Genomic DNA, 17,680 nt, shown 5'->3' with positions numbered 1-17,680 from the left:
GCGGTGGCGTCCCTCTTCGAAATCGCCTCGGCACGAGCAGCGGCCGGCCCCCTCCTGCGAGAGGGGGCCGGCCGCTGCTCGTGCCGGGAGGCATCGCGCCGGAAACAGCGTGGAAATCGAGCCGTTTTCCGTACATCCCTTGATCCCCCTGGACTGTCTATATCGGTGCCTCGTCCCGATGACGAGGCATGAACCGACTTTTCCCCGAGGGGGGACTTTGACTTCAGTGGAATCCGGCCGCCCCGCCGTCGCGCGCCGTACGGCGGCGCGCCGCGTCGCGGCCTGCACCGCGCTGGTCGTCTCGGCGGGCATGCTGCTCGCCGTTCCGGCGCACGCGGACGACGCCCCGGCGTCGCGCACGCCGGTGGAGCGCACTGCTCCGACCGTCGAGAGCATGCCGAAGTCTCCGATCAGGCAGTCCGGCGCGGCGAAGGCGCCGTCGGCCTCCGTGGCCGGCGTCGCCGAGGCCGCGGCGCCGGCCGTGCCGCGCAGTGACCTCGACCGCGACGGCTTCAGCGATCTGCTCCAGCGCACCGTCGACGGCCAGTACTGGGTGACGCCGACCGGCAGCGAGGAGACCTACCCCTACCTGCTGGGCGAGAGCGGCGAGACGTTCAAGGACGCGTTCACGGTCGCGGGCATGGACACGGCCGACCCCACCCGGCCCACGGTCTTCACGCTGTCCGCCGACGGCCGCCTCTCGTCGTACCTCAGCCACGACACCTACGCCGACCTGCAGTGGTCCGGCACGGGCTGGCAGCAGTTCAACAAGATCTTCTCGCCCGGCGACCTGACCGGCGACGGAGTCGGCGACGTCCTCGCACGCAACTTCGCGGGCGAGCTGTTCCTGTACCGGGCCCAGCCCGGCGCGGCCGAGCCGTTCGCGGCGAAGGTGCGCGTCGGCTCCGGGTGGGGCCAGTTCGACCAGCTCGTGGGCGTCAACGACGCCGACGGCGACGCGATCGCGGACCTGTTCGCGCGCAACCCCGCCGGTGAGCTGTTCTTCTACGGCGGCACCACGGCCGCGCAGCCGTTCAAGCCGCGCGTGAAGATCGGCACCGGCTGGGGCATCTACAACCAGCTGTTCAGCGTGGACGACATGAACGGCGACGGCTTCGGCGACCTGCTGGCCCGTACCGTGTCCGGCACGCTCTACCGGTACATCTCCACCGGCACGGGCGCCTTCCAGGCGAGGACGCAGCTCAGCACCGGCTGGAACCACGTCTCGCAGTTCTCCGGCGCGGGCAACAACCCGCACTGGGGCAAGAACGAGGTCCTCGGCGTCAACACGTCCGGTGTCCTGTACGCGTACTACGGCATGAACAACGGCCAGCTCAGCGCCCGCGAAGAGTTCGGCCCCGGCTGGGGCGGCGCGAAGCTCACGCTCACCTCCTCGTTCAACGACGACGGCTACGGCGACCTGCTCGAGATCTTCGAGGACGGCACGCTGTGGAACTACGACGACTACGTCGGCGACAGCGAGATCGGCAGCGGCTGGGGCATCTACAACACCCTGGTCGGCCCCGGCGACCTCTCCGGCGACGGCAAGGGCGACCTGCTGGCCCGCGACAGCGCCGGTGCCCTGTACCTGTACCGGGGCAACGGAAACGGTTCGGCGTTCGCCGCCCGCCAGAAGATCGGCACCGGCTGGGGCCAGTTCTCCGTGCTCGCCGGCGCCGGTGACATCGACGGCGACGGCCGCGCGGACATCCTCGCGCGCGCCAAGGACGGCAGCCTGTACCTGTACGCGGGTACGGGCACGGCCACGGCGCCGTTCAAGGCGAAGAAGCTCATCGGCACGGGCTGGAACCAGTTCAACAAGTTCGTGACGCCCGGCGACCTGACCGGTGACGGCCGCGCCGACCTGCTGGTCCGCGCGTCGGACGGTGTGCTGTACCGCTACGACGCCGACGGCAAGGGCGGCTTCAAGGCCAAGGCGAGGGTCGGCTCGGGCTGGAACACGTACCGCACCCTGCACTGATCCCGCTGCCCCGGCAGCACGGCGCCCCGCCGCGGTTCTCCCGCGGCGGGGCGCCGTCGTGCGCCCGGCCCCCTCAGCCGGCCGGCTCCGGGAACTCCGGGCGGTTGCCCACCGGGGCCTCGGAGCAGAACCGCTTGCGTCCCGGAAGGTTCTCGTCCCCGGCGAGCATCACGACACCTTCCGGGCGACGGCGAAGATGCGGCGGAACGGGAACACGGTGCCGTGCGGCCCCTGCGGATACGCCTTGCGCAGCAGGTCCCGGTACTGGCCCAGGAACTCGCGCTCGGCCTCCGGGTCGTCGGCGAGCTCGGTGAGGACGGGACGCAGCGCGGTGCCCTTCACCCAGTCGAGCACCGGGTCCTCGCCGCCGAGCAGCTGGAGGTAGGTGGTCTCCCAGGTGTCCGTGTCGCAGCCCAGGTCGGCCAGCCGCAGCAGGTACTCGGCGGGCTCCAGGATGTGCACGTAGCGCCGCCCGTGGTCGCCGAGACGCTCGCGCCACTGCGGGGACGCGCACAGCTCGCCGAGCAGGGCGTGGCTGGGCGAGGTGAAGTTGCCGGGCACCTGGAAGGCGAAGGTGCCGCCGGGCGTGAGTCCGTCGATCCAGACGGCGAAGGACTCGGGGTGGTTGGGTACCCACTGGAGCGCCGCGTTCGAGACGATCAGGTCGTACGGCTCGTCGGGGGTCCAGTGCGCGGCGTCGGCGAGACGGAAGTCCAGCCAGCCGCCGCCGGGTGTGGTGCCGGCGTGGTCCTTCTCGGCCTGGGCGAGCATCTCGCGGGAGAGGTCGAAGCCGGTGATGTGGGCATCGGGCCAGCGGTCGGCGAGGAGCGCGGTGACGTTGCCGGGGCCGCAGCCGATGTCGGCGATCCGGGCGGGGCGGCTGCCGGAGGGCAGCTGGGGTATGCGGGCGAGCATGTCCAGGAAGGGGCGTGTGCGGTGCCCGGCATGGCGCAGGTACTGATGTGGATCCCAGGTGGGTGCGGAATGCATGTTCGAGTCCCCCTTGCAGGAACGGGCAGCCAAAAACGGAACGGTTCCGGGCCGACCCTGCCCAATAGTCAAGCAAAATATATCTTGACGTCAAGAGACTTCACGTCGACAGACCAACTACACTGATCGACATGGAGGACGAGGTCGATCGACTGGTCGCAGCATGGCGCCGAGAGCGCCCGGACCTCGACGTGGAACCGCTCGAGGTGCTCAGCCGCGTCTCCAGACTCGCCCGCCATCTCGACCGGGCCCGCCGGCTCGCCTTCGCCGAGCACCAGCTGGAGCCGTGGGAGTTCGACGTGCTCACCTCACTGCGCCGGGCGGGCGCGCCGTACCAGCTCTCCCCCGGCCAGTTGCTCACCCAGACACTGGTCACGTCCGGCACGATGACCAACCGCATCGACCGGCTCGCCAAGAAGAATCTGGTCGAGCGGCTGCCCGACCCCAGCGACCGGCGCGGCGTCCTGGTGCGGCTCACCCCCGAGGGCCGCGACCGGGCCGACCAGGCACTGGCCGGACTGCTCGCCCAGGAACGGGCGATCCTGGCCCAGCTCTCCCACGCCCAGCGCGCGGAACTGGCCGCACTGCTACGCCAGTTGACCGCCCCGTTCGACAACATCCCCGGCTAGGTCCACCGGACCGACACCCGCCCTGCGCGCCAGGGCGACCGCGGCGAGGGTGGAGTGCACGCCGAGCTTGCCGAGCACGTTCTGCATGTGGGTCCGGACGGTGTGCGGTGACAGGAAGAGGCGCTCGGCGACCGCTTTGCGCCCCAGGCCCGCCACCATGCAGCGCAGCACCTCCTGTTCGCGCGGGGTCAGCGACTCGACCAGCTGCTCGCTCTCGGTGCGGTGCTTGCGGGCCGCGGTCAGCTCGCGCAGCACGCCGGTGAGCAGTGCGGGCGACACATGCGTCTCGTCCCGCAGCACCCCGCGGACCACGCCCAGCAGCCGTTGCAGCGAGCAGTCCTTGGCGACCCAGCCCGACGCCCCCGCCTGGAGCGCGAGCGCCGCGCGGGCGGCGTCGTCCTTCTCGGCGAGTACCACGGACCGCACGGCGATCTGACGGACACGGACGCCGGCGACCAGCGAGATCCCGTCCACCAGCCCGTCGTCGGCGCCCGCCACCGCGCGCGGCGCGGGCACCGGGGAGATGCCGAGATCCGCGTCGACGAGCATGACGTCGAAGCGCCGTCCCTCGGCTGCGGCCCGCTCCAGGCAGCGCAGCGCGGCAGGCCCGCTGCCCGCCGCGGTGACCTCGACGTCGGGCTCGGCGGCGAGAGCCGCGGCGAGCGACTCGGCGAAGATTCGGTGGTCGTCCACCACCAGGACCCGGATACGGACCACAAGCACCCCCAGTGCCGGAGGACGGATCGGCGCGGATACGACGCCCGGAGAAGGAGGTACAGGAAATCGCCCGGCCGCCGCCGTGCTCAGACTGATACCCCGCCCCGGGCACCGTACCCAACGGTCTCGCCCCCTGATCGACACCGGCCCCCACCGGTGCTGAGCATCAGGGTACGGACGGGCGGCTGCGACGGAAGCCTCTTTGCGGAAATGACTCCCGAGCCCGCCCCGCATCGCGACCCGCTGCCCGTCCGTGCCGCCTGCACCCCCGGGCCGGGGGCACGTTCGGCTCGAGCGCTTCAGGACACGCGCCGCGCCCCCGCCGACGGGACCGCCGTGAAGACGCGGGGCTCGTCCAGGGTCCGGGCCGCGAACGCCTCCTGGACCGCCTTCGTCACCAGGTGCTCCGAGGACGACTCGACCAGCACGATCGCCGAACCGCCGAAGCCGCCGCCCGTCATCCGCGCGCCGAGCGCCCCGGCGGTGAGTGCCGTGTCGACCACCAGGTCCAGTTCGGGGCACGAGACCCTGAAGTCGTCGCGCAACGAGGCGTGGCCCTCCGTCAGGACCGGGCCGATCGCGCGGACCTCGCCCGCCTCCAGGTGTGCGATCACGCGCTCCACCCGGTGGTTCTCCGTGACGATGTGACGGACCAGGGCGCGCACCTCCGGGTCGTCGAGGCGGGCCAGGGCGTCGTCCAGCCCGTCGAACGGGACGTCCCGCAGCGCGTCGACGCCGAGCGCCGCCGCGCCCGCCTCGCAGCCGGCGCGGCGCTTTCCGTACGCGCCCTCGCTGTGGGCGTGCTTGACCCGGGTGTCCACGACGAGGAGTTCGAGGCCGTGGGCCGTCAGGTCGAAGGGGATCTGGCGCATCGCGAGGTCACGGGTGTCCAGGTGCAGGGCGTGGCCCCAGGCGCAGCAGGCCGAGGCCATCTGGTCCATGATCCCGGTGGGGGCGCCGACGTAGACGTTCTCCGCCCGCCGGCACATCCGGGCGATGTCCCGGGAGTCCATGCCCAGTGCGTACAGGTCGTTCAGGGCGAGCGCGGTGACGACCTCGATCGCGGCGGACGAGGACAGTCCGGCGCCGGTCGGCACGGTGGACTCGTAGTGGATGTCCGCGCCGCCGACCGCGAGGCCCCCCCAGCGCAGCGCCCACACGACGCCCGCCGGGTAGTCGGTCCAGTCGCCCGAGCGCGCGGCCGGGGCCAGGTCGTCGACGCGCAGTTCCACAGGATCGCCGGCCACGTCGGCGGAGTGGAGCCGCAGCACACCGTCGTCGCGGCGCGCCACGGTCGCCACCGTGGTGTGCGGCAGCGCGAAGGGCATGACGAAACCGTCGTTGTAGTCGGTGTGTTCACCGATCAGATTCACCCTGCCGGGGGCTGCCCACACACCGTCGCTCATGACGCGTTTTCCCTCCTGCGGGCGAATGCCCAGGCGTCGGACACGATGCCGGCCAGGTCGGCGCGGCTCGGTTGCCAGCCCAGGCGTTCCTGGGCGGCTGCTGCGGAGGCGACGAGGACGGCGGGGTCACCGCCTCGGCGCTCGGCCATGACCTCGGGCACCGGGTGGCCGGTGACCTTGCGCACCGTCTCGATCACCTCGCGCACGGAGAAGCCGTTGCCGTTGCCGAGGTTGCAGATCAGGTGCTCGCCGGGCTTCGCCGCGTCGAGCGCGAGCAGATGGGCCTCGGCGAGGTCGGCGACATGGATGTAGTCGCGGACGCAGGTGCCGTCCGGCGTCGGGTAGTCGTCGCCGAAGACGGAGATGGACGGGCGCCTGCCCAGGGCGACCTGGAGGACCAGCGGGATGAGGTGCGACTCGGGGTCGTGGCGCTCGCCGCAGTCGCCGTACGCGCCCGCGACGTTGAAGTACCGCAGGGACACCGCGGCCAGCCCGTGCGCCGCGGCCTCGCCGCTGATCATGTGGTCGACGGCGAGCTTGGAGGCGCCGTAGGGGCTCGTGGGCGCGGTCGGGTCGGACTCGGTGATGGGGGTCGAGACCGGCTCGCCGTACGTCGCGGCGGTGGAGGAGAAGACGAGGGTGCGCACGCCGGCGGAGCGCATCGCGGACAGCAGCGCCATCGTGCCGCCGACGTTGTTCTCCCAGTACTTCTCCGGCTTGACGACCGACTCGCCGACCTGCGAGAACGCGGCGAAGTGCAGCACGCCGTCGTACGAGGCGTCCAGATGGCGCGTCGCGTCCTGGATGCGGCCCTCGACGAACTGCGCACCCGCCGGGACGCCCTCGCGGAACCCGGTGGAGAGGTCGTCGAGCACGGTCACCTGGTGGCCGGCCTCCAGGAGGTGCTGGGCCACCACACTGCCGACATATCCCGCACCGCCTGTGACCAGGTATTTCTTGCTCACTTAGCTCGCTACCTCTCGCAGTCGCTCGGCCGCGGCTTCCGGCGGCACGTCGTTGATGAACACGCTCATACCGGACTCGGAACCCGCGAGAAACTTCAGCTTGCCGGAAGTGCGGCGGATGGTGAAAAGCTCGAGATGCAGGGCGAAGTCGTCCCGCCCGTCCGCGGTGAACGGCGCCTGGTGCCAGGCGGAGATGTACGGGGTCGGCGGTTCGCCCGGGCCGAAGATCCGGTCGAAGCGCCTCAGGAGTTCCAGATAGATCTGTGGGAACTCTGTGCGCGCGGCCTCGTCGAGGGCACGCAGGTCGGGCACCCGGCGCTTCGGATAGAGGTGCACCTCGTAGGGCCAGTGCGCCGCGTACGGCACGAAGGCGACCCAGTGCGCACCCTCCAGCACCACACGGACCTCCTCGGCCAGCTCGCGCGCTACGACGTCGTCGAACAGGTTGCTCCCGGTCGCCGCGCGGTGCCCGGCCGCGGAGCGCAGCATGAGGCCGGTGCGCGGGGTGACGAAGGGATAGCCGTAGATCTGGCCGTGGGGGTGCTGGAGGGTCACGCCGATCTCGGCGCCGCGGTTCTCGAAGCAGAAGACCTGCTCGACACCGGGCACTTCGGCGAGATCGGCGGTGCGGTCGGTCCATGCCTGAAGGACGAGTCCGGCCTGCTCGGCGGTGAGATCGGCGAACGCGGCGTCGTGGTCGGAGGTGAAGCAGACGACCTCGCAGCGGCCGAGGTCGCCCGCGAGGGAGGGGAAGCGGTTCTCGAAGACGGCGACGTCGTAGTCGGCGGCGGGTATTTCGCTGTGACGCCCTTCGCGCGAGGGGCAGAGGGGACATTCGTCGGCCGGAGGGTGGTAGGTGCGGCCCTGCCGGTGCGAGGCGATGGCGACGGCGTCGCCGAGGAGGACGTCGTGGCGGATCTCGGCGGTGGTGGAGACGGCGTCGAGGGGCCGCGGGTCGACGGCGTCGCGTACGACGTCGTCCCGGGCGTCGTAGTAGAGCAGCTCACGACCGTCGGCGAGCCGGGTCGACGTCTTCTTCACACGGAGCTCCTCACCACTTTCTCCCAACAGAACCAAACACAACTAATCACGACCCAACAGCCGTCGTCAACGGCCGCCCAACCCAGGAAGCCCTGCCAGAAGATCAAGTCCAGCCCGGCGAACCACCCACCAGAACCATCACAATCAAACAAAGGGCCTCAACGCGACTGTCAGTCCCGTTCGAGGCCGCACGGCACATCGCCGTGCGCCGCCCGGTCCAGCAGGCCCGTCCGGGCGGCCAGGGCCGCCGCCTCCAGACGGGAGCCGACGCCCAGCTTCATCAGCACGCGCTGCACATGCGTGCGCGCGGTGCTCGGCGCGATGCCCATCCCGGCCGCGATCAGCCGGGTGTCCTCGCCCTCCGCGACCCTCACGAGCACCTCGACCTCGCGTGCGGTGAGCAGCGAGAGGAGCCGCTGGCCCTCGTCGTCGGGCTGCGCGGCCGGGTTGAGGAGGTCGGCGAACGCGCCCTGGAGGAGCTGGGGCGCCACCACCGCCTCGCCCGAGCGGGCCTTCACCAGCGCGCGCTCCACCCCTTCGATGCGCTCGTCGTGGCGCACGTAGCCGGACGCCCCCGCCGCGAACGCCGCGGCGATGCCCCGCGGGCTGGGCACCGGGCCGAGGACCAGGACGGCCACCTGAGGGCGTTCCCGCTTGATCCGTACGACCGGGTCGAAGGCGCCCGGCGCGGCAGGCGCCTGGGTCCCCAGCAGACAGACCTCGGGCGCCCTGGCGACGACGAGTTCGGCCGCCCCGGCGGCGGGCGCGGCCGCCGCCAGCACCCGGTGCCCGCGCAGTTTCAGCGCCGAGGCGAGCGCCTCCGCGAGCAGTCTGTGGTCGTCGACCACGATGAGCCGCACGCCCATCGAGCAACCCTCCCCGTTGGAGCAGGCCCCCCGGCCTCCTGACCCGGCAAGCTACACGCTCGTACCCACGAGCGCGCCCCCAACTCGGCAGAAGCGCCCCGGAATGCCGAATTCGTCGGTAAACAGGGCCACTTGTACCGGCCCTGGGCGACAAACACCGCGGCCCGGCCCGTCGAAGCGACGGGCCGGGCCGGACGGCGTTCTCGTACGGGTCAGTCGGCCACGCTGAAGGCGACCGCCAGGTACTTCTTGCCGAACTGCGAGTCGTTCTCGCGCGGCTTGCTCATCAGGTCCTGCGAGACGAAGAACCGGCCCGCCGCGTAGTCGTACTCGGCGCCGTTCTCCGGGAAGCTCGTCTCGGCGTCGCGCACGGCGCGGTCGGACGGGTTCTCCAGCAGCACCGTCTGCTTGAAGGTGGCGCCGTCGATGCTCACGACCTGACCGCCCTTGTTGTAGGGGGGCCACTTGTAGACGATGAGGTTGCCGCCGTCCATGCGCAGCGGCAGCGAGTGGTAGCCCTCGCCGGCGTCGGCGCGCTCGGGCGTGCCCTTGCCGGTCGCGAGGTCGAAGGCGACGATCTCGTTGGTGCGGCCGAGCGCACCGCCGCCGTCGTGCTCGGTGGTCGGCAGGTAGAGCCTGTCGTTGCCGACGAGCACGAACTGGCAGCCCTCGACGCCGTCGCTGGCCGAGCAGCGGGCCAGGTACTGGTCGCCCGGAGCCGCGATCTTCGCCCGCAGCTTGCCGGTCTTGCCGTCGATGGAGAAGAAGTCCGAGATGCCGAACGTGCCCGTGTCACCGACGTCGGCGGCGACGACCAGCGGGTCGCTGGAGACGACACGGGCGTCCTCGACACCCGCCGGCATCTTGTACGACGACAGCGGAGTGCCGTTGTCCGCGTTGAGCGTCTGGACGGTGGCCGTGCGGTTGTCGTAGTCGCCGCAGGTGCGGACCGCGACGAGCGCCTTGCCGCCGCCGTAGCCGATGTCACGGCACTGCTGGGCGTCGACCTTGGGCTTCCAGCGGACCTCTCCGGTGGTCAGGTCGAACGCGGCACCGCCGTAGAGCCCGCCCGCGGCGACCGTGTTGCCGCTCTGGGTGACCTGGTCGAACTGGCTCTTCGCGTCGCCGTCGCCGGGGACCGACTTGCTCCACAGCAGCTTGCCGGTGTTGAGGTCGAGGACCCCGACCTCGGTGCACTTCTCGTAGAACTTGGGGGCGGTGCGCTTCTTCGCCTCGAAGAGGATCGCCGTCTTGTGGTCCTCGGTCATGTGGCGCGAGGCCGCGCACACCTGGCCGGCGAGCGGGATGGTCCACAGGACGCTGCCCTTGGCGACGTCGTACGCGACGACCGAGTTGACGCCCGGCTTCACGTACGCCTTGTCGGTGACCCAGGAGCCGGGGACGGCCGTCAGGTCCTCGCGCGCCGGTTCGGGAAGCTGGAAGGCGACCTTGGCCTTGGTGTTCGCCCCCGCCTTCTCCTTGCCGGCCCCGTCCGGGGCGGGCTTGGTGTCGCCGCCGCCACCGCCGCCGGACGCGCCGCCCGAGGAGTTCTTGGCCTCGTCCTTCTTGCCGTCGTCACCGGTGTTCGCGTACACGATGCCGCCGACGACGATCAGGACGATGGCCACGCACGCGGCGATGATGATCTGCATCTGCGTGCTGAGCTTCCGGCCGCCGCCACTGCCGCTGTTCTGCGGCGGCATGTACTGCGGCTGCATGGGCTGCGTCGGGTAGCCGTAGCCCTGCTGCGGATGGCCCGGAGCGCCCTGCTGCGGGTAGCCGTAGGGCGGCTGGCCCGCCCCGGGCGGCGGGGTCTGGGGCGGCTGCCCGTACGGCGGCTGGGCAGGCGGGGGGGTCTGCGGGTAGCCGTACGCGCCGTCCTGCGGCGGCGTCGGCGCGCCGAACCCGCCCGCCGGCGGCTGCTGCGGAGCACCGAACCCGCCCTGCGGGGGCTGATGGGGCGGGCCGGCCGGTGGCTGGTGCGGCGGCTGGCCCGGCGGCGGGCCGGGCGGCTGGTTCGGCGGGGGCGGCGGCTGCGTCATGGGGTGCTTACCTCTGGGGACGGTACGGCTGAAGAGCGGACAAGGGTTCCGGGACGACGGTCACGGTCACTGGCCGAAGGCCATCATGGTCTTCGTCTCCTTCTCCTCCTTGTCGTTGCTCGCGCTCACCCGCCCGGCGGCGATGAAGAAGCGGCCGTCGGCGTAGACCGTCTTGGGCGAGTAGAAGGTGTTCTCGATCTGCGCGGTGGACGCCGGGTGCTGCAGCAGCGTCTTCGGCGCACCGCCGGTGGGGGCGATCGTGGCGACCGTGCCGCCCTTGTCGTAGGAGGCGCCCATGTAGACGAGGACGTTGCCGCCCTCCATACGCAGCGGAGTCATCCGACGCTCGGCCGGGGCCTTGGAGCGCCACTTGGCCTTGCCCGTGTCGAGGTTGAAGGCGACGACCTCGTTGGCGGTGCCGTAGCCCGTCTCGGTCGCCATGTAGAAGGTGTTCGCGTCGGCGGCCACGCCGGTGCAGCCCTCGAGGTTCTGGCCGAAGACCACGAAGGCGCCGCCGCAGCGGGGCTGGTACTTGTCCTTGCCGCCGTCGATCTGCGAGCGCGGCTTGCCGTTGTCGGTCAGCGCGATGATCGACCACTTCTTGGGCTCGCGCTGGGTGAGGGAGACGACCAGCGGGCTCGCCGAGTAGACCTTGTCGATCTCCCAGCCCTCGGGCGTGTTGTAGGTCCACTTGGCCTTGCCGGTGACCGGGTCGACCTCCTGGAGCTGCTGCTTGGGCTTGTCGTAGTCCGACGTGGGGCAGCTCGCGCCGGCCAGCAGGCGGGGTCCGCCGGCGAAGGCGAACGGCTTGCAGTCGCCCGACGGCTTGCCGAACAGCTGCTTGCCGTCGGCGAGGGAGTAGCCGTACGAGTTGCCGCTGCCGCCGACCGCCAGTGTGTCGCCGCTGATGGCGAGCGTGAAGTCGGACAGGCCGGCGAAGCCGGAGACCTTGGGGATGGACTTCTTCCAGCCTGCCTTGCCGGTCTTGAGGTCGACCATCTGCAGGTCGTTGCACTTGGCCTTGTCGGTCAGGCCGTCCTCGACACCGAAGACGATCTTCCCGTCGTCGGAGGCGTTGGCGGGCGCGGAGCACACCTTGGTGCTCACCGGCACGCTCCACTTCTTCGTGCCGTCGGTCACCGAATACCCGGCGATCTCGCGGTACATGGCCTTGACGACGGTGTCGCCGACCACCCACGGGCCGAACACGTCGGAGCCGTTGCGCGGCAGGTCGACGTCGTTCTTGGTCAGGAAGAGGACCTTGGCCTCGCCTGCCTGGCGCCCCGCGTTGAGGTCGTCCTCACCGTCGCGCGCCCCGCCGTCGCCGTTGCCGTCGCCCTGGTCGACGGTCGGCGAGCCCGTCGGCTTCGGGTCGTCGCTGGACTTGCTGACGTTCGGCTTGTCCTGCTTGTCGTCCCCGGCGACGGCGAAGTACGTGCCACCGCCGATGAGGAGCAGCGCGGCGGCCGAGGCGGCCACGACGATGCCGGTCTTCCCCTTGAAGAAGTTCCCCGAACCGCCGGACGGCGGGGTCGGCGCACCCGGGTACTGCGGCTGCGTCGGGTAACCCCCGTACGGGCCGGGCTGGTTGTACGGGCCCGGCTGCTGGTTGTACGGGCCGGGCTGCTGGGCGTACGGGCCGGGCTGGCCCGCCTGCGGGTATCCGTAGCCGGGCTGCGGCGCGGGCTGCTGCGGATAGCCGTAGCCCGGGGCCTGCGGTGCGCCCGCGGGGGGCGTCGGCGGGGCGGGCGGCATCTGGGGCGGCTGGGCGGGCGGCTGCGGGACGCCCTGCGGGTCCTGGGGGGCTCCGAAGCCCGGCTGCGGCGGCTGGTTCGGCGGCTGTGTCATGGCGTACTACCTCTGGAGTGTTCGGTGCGAGTAAGGGTGGGGGATGTCCGGATGACCCAGACCGCGTTCACTTGCCGAAAGCCATCATGGTGTTCGTCTCCCGCTCCGCCGCGTCGTTCAGTGCCTGGACCATGGGGGCGACGAGGAAGAGCCTGCCGTCCGCGAAGACCGCCCGTATCTCGGAGAAGCCTTCGGCGTCCGTCTTCGGGAGCCTGAGCAGGACCTTGCGCTCCCCGCCGGACGGGGCGACCGTCGAGACCGCGCCGCCGGAGTAGAGCGAGGGCCCGACGTGGTGCACCACCGTGCCGTCCTCGGCGGTCATGGGCGTGATGGTGCGGTCGTCGCCTGCCGACGAGACGCCCGTGCGCCGGCCCGTGTCGAGGCCGAACGTCACGACCTCGTGGCCGCCCTTGGTGGCGAGGTACACGGCGGCCCCGTCGGCCGCGGCGCCCGCGCACCAGCCCTGGATCTCGCCGCGGAGCTGGATGGCTCCGCTCCCGCAGCGGGGCTCGAACTCGTCGTCGCCGAAGGCGATCCGCGAGCGCAGCCGGCCGGTGTCCGTGAGCACGAACACCTTCTTGTCGGTGACCTCGCCCGCCATGTCCTCCTTGTGGGCGAAGAAGGCGACCGGGGCGACCGAGAAGACCTTGTCCACCTTCCAGTCGGCGTCCAGCGTGTACCGCCACGCGGGCCTGCCGGTGGCCGGGTCGATCCCCTGGATCTCCTGCTTGGCGACCTCGTCGGCGGCGGTGGGGCACTCGGCCGCTGCGATCAGCCGGGACCCGCCCGCGAAGGCGTACGGCAGGCAGCCGGACGACGGCATGGCGAAGAGCTGCCGGCCGTCGGTGACGGAGAACCCGAAGGAGGTGCCGGTGCCGACGGCGGTGACCGTGTTCCCGCTGAGCGCGAGCACCAGGTCGGAGAAGCCGGTCATGCCCTTGGGCTTGGGCACGGTCGTGCGCCAGCCCGCCGTGCCCGTCTTCGCGTCGATCATCCGCAGGACGCTGCAGTCGGACTTCGCCGTATGGCCGTCGAGCACCCCGATGACGATCTTGCCGTCGGGCGAGTCCTGCGGGGCGGCCATGCAGAGGTCGGAGTCGAGCTCGACGGTCCACTTCTTGGCGCCGTCCGTCACCGAATAACCGGTCACCTCGCGGTACATGGCCTTGACGACGGTGTCGCCGACCACCCAGGGCCCCTGGGCGAAGGTGCCGCCGCCGGGCAGGTCGGTCTCGTTCTTCGTCACGAACAGGACGCGGGCGTCACCGGCCCTGCGCTGGGAGTTCGGGTCCTTCGTCGCGTCGTCCTGCCCGCCGGAGGCGGTGGGTGAGCCGGCGGGCTGCGGGGCGTCGCCCGGGGCGCCGGCGACGGGCGGCGTCTTCTTGTCGTCGCCGCTCAGTGCCGCGTAGGTGACGCCGCCCGCGACGAGCAGTCCGGCCACCGCCGCGGCGACGACGCGGCCCGTCCGGCTCGCCAGGAAGCGGCGTGGTCCACGCGGCTGAGGCGGGACCTGGGGCTGCGTCGAGTAGGGCCCGTACGCAGGTGTGGCGTACGGCCCCGTCTGCGGATAGCCGTACGCCGGCGAGGCGTAGGGCCCCGTCTGCGGATGGCCGTACCCGGGCTGCGATGCAGGCGTCTGCGGCGCCTGCGCGGGCGGAGGGGGATACGCGCCCCCCTGCCATTGATGGTGCGCGGCGCCGAAGCCCCCCTCAGGCCCCTGTCGATCAGGCGGCTGAGTCATCAGCGCCTCCCCCTTCTCCTGCGGTCCGCTGCCCGGCGGGCACCCCCACGGCTTTCGGCGTGGTCGGCGGTGCCCCGGCCCCCGTGGCCCCCCGGCGGGCGGCCGGAAAGCGCACCGGACGCGCTTCTTTGTATCACCCACGACGAATGCGGAACGGGCTCGGTCCACCCCTGTTCCCAAGGGAGGACCGGCCCGTGATGCTGTTGTTACGCGGTTTCCACGGCTTCTCTACGAGCGGCCTCTAGGCGTCTTCCGCCAGTTCGAGCCAGCGCATTTCCAACTCATCGCGTTCGCCCGCCAGTTCGCGCAGCTCGGCGTCCAGCTTCGCGACGCGCTCGAAGTCGGTCGCGTTGTCGGCGATGTAATCGTGCAGCTTGCTCTCCTTCTCGGAGATCTTGTCGAGCTGTCGCTCGATCCGCTGCAGTTCCTTCTTCGCCGCACGCGCGTCCGCGGCCGACTTCTCCTTGCCCCCGGCGGCCGCAGGGGCGGGCGGCGGTGTGGGCGCGGACGCCTCGACCATGCGTGCCCGGCGCTCCAGGTACTCGTCGATGCCGCGCGGCAGCATCCGCAGCGCGCCGTCGCCGAGCAGCGCGAACGTGCGGTCCGTGGTCCGCTCGAGGAAGAACCGGTCGTGGGAGATGACCACCATCGAACCGGGCCAGCCGTCGAGCACGTCCTCCAGCTGCGTCAGCGTCTCGATGTCGAGGTCGTTCGTGGGCTCGTCGAGGAAGAGGACGTTCGGCTCGTCCATCAGCAGGCGCAGCAGCTGGAGGCGGCGCCGCTCACCACCCGACAGATCGCCGACCGGCGTCCACTGCTTCTCCTTGCCGAAGCCGAACTGCTCGCACAGCTGGCCCGCGGTCATCTCGCGGCCCTTGCCGAGGTCGACGCGGTCGCGTACCTGCTGCACCGCCTCCAGCACCCGCAGTGCCGGGGGCAGTTCGGCGACGTCCTGCGAGAGGTACGCGAGCCTGACCGTCTTGCCGACGACGACGCGGCCGGCCACGGGCTGCTTCTCGCCCGCGGTGCGGGCGGCGTCGGCGAGGGTGCGCAACAGCGAGGTCTTGCCCGCGCCGTTGACGCCGACCAGACCGATGCGGTCGCCGGGCCCGAGCTGCCAGGTGAGGTGCTGCACCAGCACCTTGGGGCCGGCCTGGACGGTCACGTCCTCCAGGTCGAAGACCGTCTTGCCGAGCCGGGCGCCGGCGAACTTCATCAGCTCGGACGTGTCGCGCGGCGGCGGCACGTCGGCGATGAGCTCGTTCGCGGCCTCGATGCGGTAGCGGGGCTTGGAGGTACGGGCGGGGGCTCCGCGCCGCAGCCAGGCCAGCTCCTTGCGCATCAGGTTCTGCCGCTTGGCCTCCTCGGTCGCCGCGATGCGCTCGCGCTCGGCCCGGGCGAAGACGTAGTCGCTGTAGCCGCCCTCGTACTCGTACACGGCCCCGCGCTGCACGTCCCACATGCGGGTGCAGACCTGGTCGAGGAACCACCGGTCGTGCGTGACGCAGACGAGCGCCGAGCGGCGGGCCTGCAGATGCTTCGCGAGCCAGGCGATGCCCTCCACGTCGAGGTGGTTGGTGGGCTCGTCGAGGACGATCAGGTCCTGGTCGGCGATGAGCAGCTTGGCGAGCGCGATACGGCGGCGCTCGCCTCCGGACAGCGGCCCGATCACGGTGTCGAGTCCCTGCGGGAAGCCCGACAGGTCGAGCCCGTCGAACAGCCCGGTCAGCACGTCGCGGATCTTGGCGTTCCCGGCCCACTCGTGGTCGGCCAGGTCGCCGATGACCTCGTGGCGGATGGTGGCCTCGGGGTCGAGCGAGTCGTGCTGGGTGAGCACGCCGAGCCGCAGCCCGCCGCTCTGGGTGACCCGGCCAGTGTCGGGCTCCTCCAGCTTGGCGAGCAAGCGGATGAGGGTGGTCTTGCCGTCGCCGTTGCGGCCGACGACGCCGATGCGGTCCCCCTCGGACACGCCGAGGGAGACGGAGTCGAGCAGGGCGCGTGTGCCGTACACCTTGCTGACTGCCTCGACATTGACCAGATTGACGGCCATTTTTCTCCTGCCAGGGGGAACGATCGACCTCCCAGCCTACTTGGCACGTGTTCCGGCCCTTTCCACCAGCAGCCAGCCGCCGAGCGCCATGGCGACCGCCGCGGGTGCGCTGATCGGCACGGCGACGAGCGTCGCGGTCCTGCCCTCCAGCAGCCCCCCGAAGCCGGCCATGGACAGTCCGAGGACGCCGAACAGGCACAGGGTGATCCCCGTGGCGGCGACGGGCCCGGTGCCCGGAACGGGCGCACCGGCGCCGTGCGCGGGCCGCTCGAAGCGGCGGAAGACGGCGACGAGGCCGGCGGTCGCCAGGGCGGCCGCGGCGATCCGGAACGGGACCCCCGCCCACCAGGCGGCGCCCGCGGGCTCCGGCAGTTCCAGGCCCGTGGCGAGCATCGCCCCGTACACGCCGAGCATGGCGGTCAGGTGCCACAGGAACGCGGTCATGGCGATCCCGTTCGCGGCGACGACGCCTCGCCAGACGCGGGGGCGGCGCAGCAGGCGGGTGCCCGGCCCCTTGAGCAGCTCGACGGCGCCGACCAGCCACAGCCCGTGGCAGAGCAGGGCGAGGGTGGGCGGAGCCATGTTCGAGATCTTCTCGCCGGGCATGCCGACCATGGAGAGCGGATACGGCCCGAGGGCGACGAGCGCGGCGGCTCCGGCGAGACCGGCGGCCGCGAGCAGGGCGGGCCTGCGGATGCGGCCGTCCGCCCGCAGGAAGCCGAGCTGGTGGACGGCGAGCCAGACGAAGGCGAAGTTCAGGAACTCGACGAAGGGGACGTCCGCGGCGAGCCGCAGCACGTCGACGGCGGCCGCGGCCGCGGCGAGCGCTCCGAAGGCGCCCCAGCCGAAACGCTCGTGCAGCCTCAGCAGCGGCGGGGTGAACGCGACCATCGCGAGGTAGATGCCGATGAACCACAGCGGCTGGGCGACGAGCCGCAGCGCGACCCCCGTCGTCCCGCCGCCCCCGCCGAGCAGCTGCACCGCGAGCGCGGCGGCGCCCCAGACGAGAACGAAGGCCATGGTCGGCCGCAGCAGCCGCTGGAGGCGTCCGCGCAGGAAGACGGAGTACACGGCCCGGTCCGGGTGGCGGCGCCGCAGCGACCGGTACGAGAGGGCGTGCGAGAACCCGCCGACGAAGAAGAAGACGGGCATCACCTGGAGGACCCAGGTGAGGACCTGCAACTCCGGCACGACGGCGAGCACGTTCCCGACCCCGTCGTCGGTCACGACGGCCATGAGCCAGTGCCCGCCGACGACGACGCCGAGGGAGGCGACGCGAAGGAGGTCGACGTAGCGGTCGCGGGTGACGGGGGTGGCGGCGGCGAGCTCGGTGACGGTGGCCATGCGCTTACGCTCGCGCGGGGCGGCGCGTCGCGGGAGGGCGCAGGTACTCAGGTGCGGCGT

13 protein-coding genes are annotated in these 17,680 nt (G+C 71.7%); 2 read left to right on the top strand and 11 right to left on the bottom strand.

Going from position 1 to position 17,680, the window contains the following annotated elements; translation table 11 throughout:
* Window positions 1-226 precede the first annotated feature (226 nt).
* Entirely contained in the window at window positions 227-1,981 is a 1,755-nt protein-coding gene (locus QFZ82_RS23680) for a VCBS repeat-containing protein (protein WP_307717821.1), read from the top strand.
* A 168-nt stretch (window positions 1,982-2,149) separates the two neighbouring features.
* Here the strand turns inward: QFZ82_RS23680 and QFZ82_RS23675 are convergent, their stop codons facing one another.
* Window positions 2,150-2,971, bottom strand: coding sequence for a trans-aconitate 2-methyltransferase (locus QFZ82_RS23675; RefSeq protein WP_307715066.1), 822 nt, complete (start codon window positions 2,969-2,971; stop codon window positions 2,150-2,152).
* 131 nt (window positions 2,972-3,102) lie between these two features.
* Here QFZ82_RS23675 and QFZ82_RS23670 point away from each other — a divergent pair, with 131 nt between their 5' ends.
* Window positions 3,103-3,600, top strand: coding sequence for a MarR family winged helix-turn-helix transcriptional regulator (locus QFZ82_RS23670; RefSeq protein WP_307715065.1), 498 nt, complete (start codon window positions 3,103-3,105; stop codon window positions 3,598-3,600).
* Here the strand turns inward: QFZ82_RS23670 and QFZ82_RS23665 are convergent.
* From QFZ82_RS23665 to QFZ82_RS23620, 10 genes are all read right to left on the bottom strand, one after another.
* Complete coding sequence (locus QFZ82_RS23665; RefSeq protein WP_307717820.1) at window positions 3,559-4,317, bottom strand: response regulator transcription factor; 759 nt, start codon at window positions 4,315-4,317, stop codon at window positions 3,559-3,561. The two genes, QFZ82_RS23670 and QFZ82_RS23665, sit on opposite strands and share 42 nt — an antisense overlap.
* A 299-nt stretch (window positions 4,318-4,616) precedes the next feature.
* Window positions 4,617-5,723 (bottom strand): galactokinase, encoded by a 1,107-nt coding sequence (gene galK, locus QFZ82_RS23660; RefSeq protein WP_307715064.1) that lies wholly within the window; start codon window positions 5,721-5,723, stop codon window positions 4,617-4,619.
* A complete protein-coding gene (gene galE, locus QFZ82_RS23655; protein ID WP_307715063.1) occupies window positions 5,720-6,688 on the bottom strand; it encodes a UDP-glucose 4-epimerase GalE in 969 nt (322 codons plus the stop codon). The genes galK and galE overlap by 4 nt, the downstream gene beginning before the upstream one ends.
* The gene (galT, locus tag QFZ82_RS23650) at window positions 6,689-7,729 is read right to left on the bottom strand and encodes a galactose-1-phosphate uridylyltransferase (RefSeq protein WP_307715062.1); all 1,041 of its coding nucleotides are present in this window, start codon (window positions 7,727-7,729) and stop codon (window positions 6,689-6,691) included.
* A gap of 170 nt (window positions 7,730-7,899) precedes the next feature.
* Complete coding sequence (locus tag QFZ82_RS23645; RefSeq protein WP_307715061.1) at window positions 7,900-8,595, bottom strand: LuxR C-terminal-related transcriptional regulator; 696 nt, start codon at window positions 8,593-8,595, stop codon at window positions 7,900-7,902.
* Between the two features lie 212 nt (window positions 8,596-8,807).
* Entirely contained in the window at window positions 8,808-10,637 is a 1,830-nt protein-coding gene (locus QFZ82_RS23640) for a PQQ-binding-like beta-propeller repeat protein (RefSeq protein ID WP_307715060.1), read from the bottom strand.
* 66 nt (window positions 10,638-10,703) lie between these two features.
* Window positions 10,704-12,485: a PQQ-binding-like beta-propeller repeat protein gene (locus QFZ82_RS23635; protein ID WP_307715059.1), complete on the bottom strand. Its 1,782-nt coding sequence runs from the start codon at window positions 12,483-12,485 to the stop codon at window positions 10,704-10,706.
* A 67-nt stretch (window positions 12,486-12,552) separates the two neighbouring features.
* Entirely contained in the window at window positions 12,553-14,226 is a 1,674-nt protein-coding gene (locus QFZ82_RS23630; protein ID WP_307715058.1) for a PQQ-binding-like beta-propeller repeat protein, read from the bottom strand.
* Between the two features lie 241 nt (window positions 14,227-14,467).
* The gene (locus tag QFZ82_RS23625) at window positions 14,468-16,276 is read right to left on the bottom strand and encodes an ABC-F family ATP-binding cassette domain-containing protein (RefSeq protein ID WP_307715057.1); all 1,809 of its coding nucleotides are present in this window, start codon (window positions 16,274-16,276) and stop codon (window positions 14,468-14,470) included.
* A gap of 36 nt (window positions 16,277-16,312) precedes the next feature.
* The gene (locus QFZ82_RS23620; RefSeq protein ID WP_307715056.1) at window positions 16,313-17,620 is read right to left on the bottom strand and encodes an acyltransferase; all 1,308 of its coding nucleotides are present in this window, start codon (window positions 17,618-17,620) and stop codon (window positions 16,313-16,315) included.
* Window positions 17,621-17,680 lie beyond the last annotated feature (60 nt).

This window comes from Streptomyces sp. V4I23 (assembly GCF_030817975.1).
Lineage (GTDB): Bacteria > Actinomycetota > Actinomycetes > Streptomycetales > Streptomycetaceae > Streptomyces.
The sequence above is the reverse complement of the archived record's forward strand: the minus strand, read 5'-3'. Positions and strand labels throughout refer to the sequence as shown.

Excerpts from the sequence above, each read along its gene's own strand:
- QFZ82_RS23620 (WP_307715056.1), bottom strand. The coding sequence starts at position 17,620 with ATGGCCACCGTCACCGAGCTCGCCGCCGCCACCCCCGTCACCCGCGAC.
- QFZ82_RS23630 (WP_307715058.1), bottom strand. The coding sequence starts at position 14,226 with ATGACTCAGCCGCCTGATCGACAGGGGCCTGAGGGGGGCTTCGGCGCC.
- QFZ82_RS23635 (WP_307715059.1), bottom strand. The coding sequence starts at position 12,485 with ATGACACAGCCGCCGAACCAGCCGCCGCAGCCGGGCTTCGGAGCCCCC.
- QFZ82_RS23670 (WP_307715065.1), top strand. The coding sequence starts at position 3,103 with ATGGAGGACGAGGTCGATCGACTGGTCGCAGCATGGCGCCGAGAGCGC.
- galK (WP_307715064.1), bottom strand. The coding sequence starts at position 5,723 with ATGAGCGACGGTGTGTGGGCAGCCCCCGGCAGGGTGAATCTGATCGGT.
- QFZ82_RS23625 (WP_307715057.1), bottom strand. The coding sequence starts at position 16,276 with ATGGCCGTCAATCTGGTCAATGTCGAGGCAGTCAGCAAGGTGTACGGC.
- QFZ82_RS23645 (WP_307715061.1), bottom strand. The coding sequence starts at position 8,595 with ATGGGCGTGCGGCTCATCGTGGTCGACGACCACAGACTGCTCGCGGAG.
- QFZ82_RS23675 (WP_307715066.1), bottom strand. The coding sequence starts at position 2,971 with ATGCATTCCGCACCCACCTGGGATCCACATCAGTACCTGCGCCATGCC.
- QFZ82_RS23640 (WP_307715060.1), bottom strand. The coding sequence starts at position 10,637 with ATGACGCAGCCGCCGCCCCCGCCGAACCAGCCGCCCGGCCCGCCGCCG.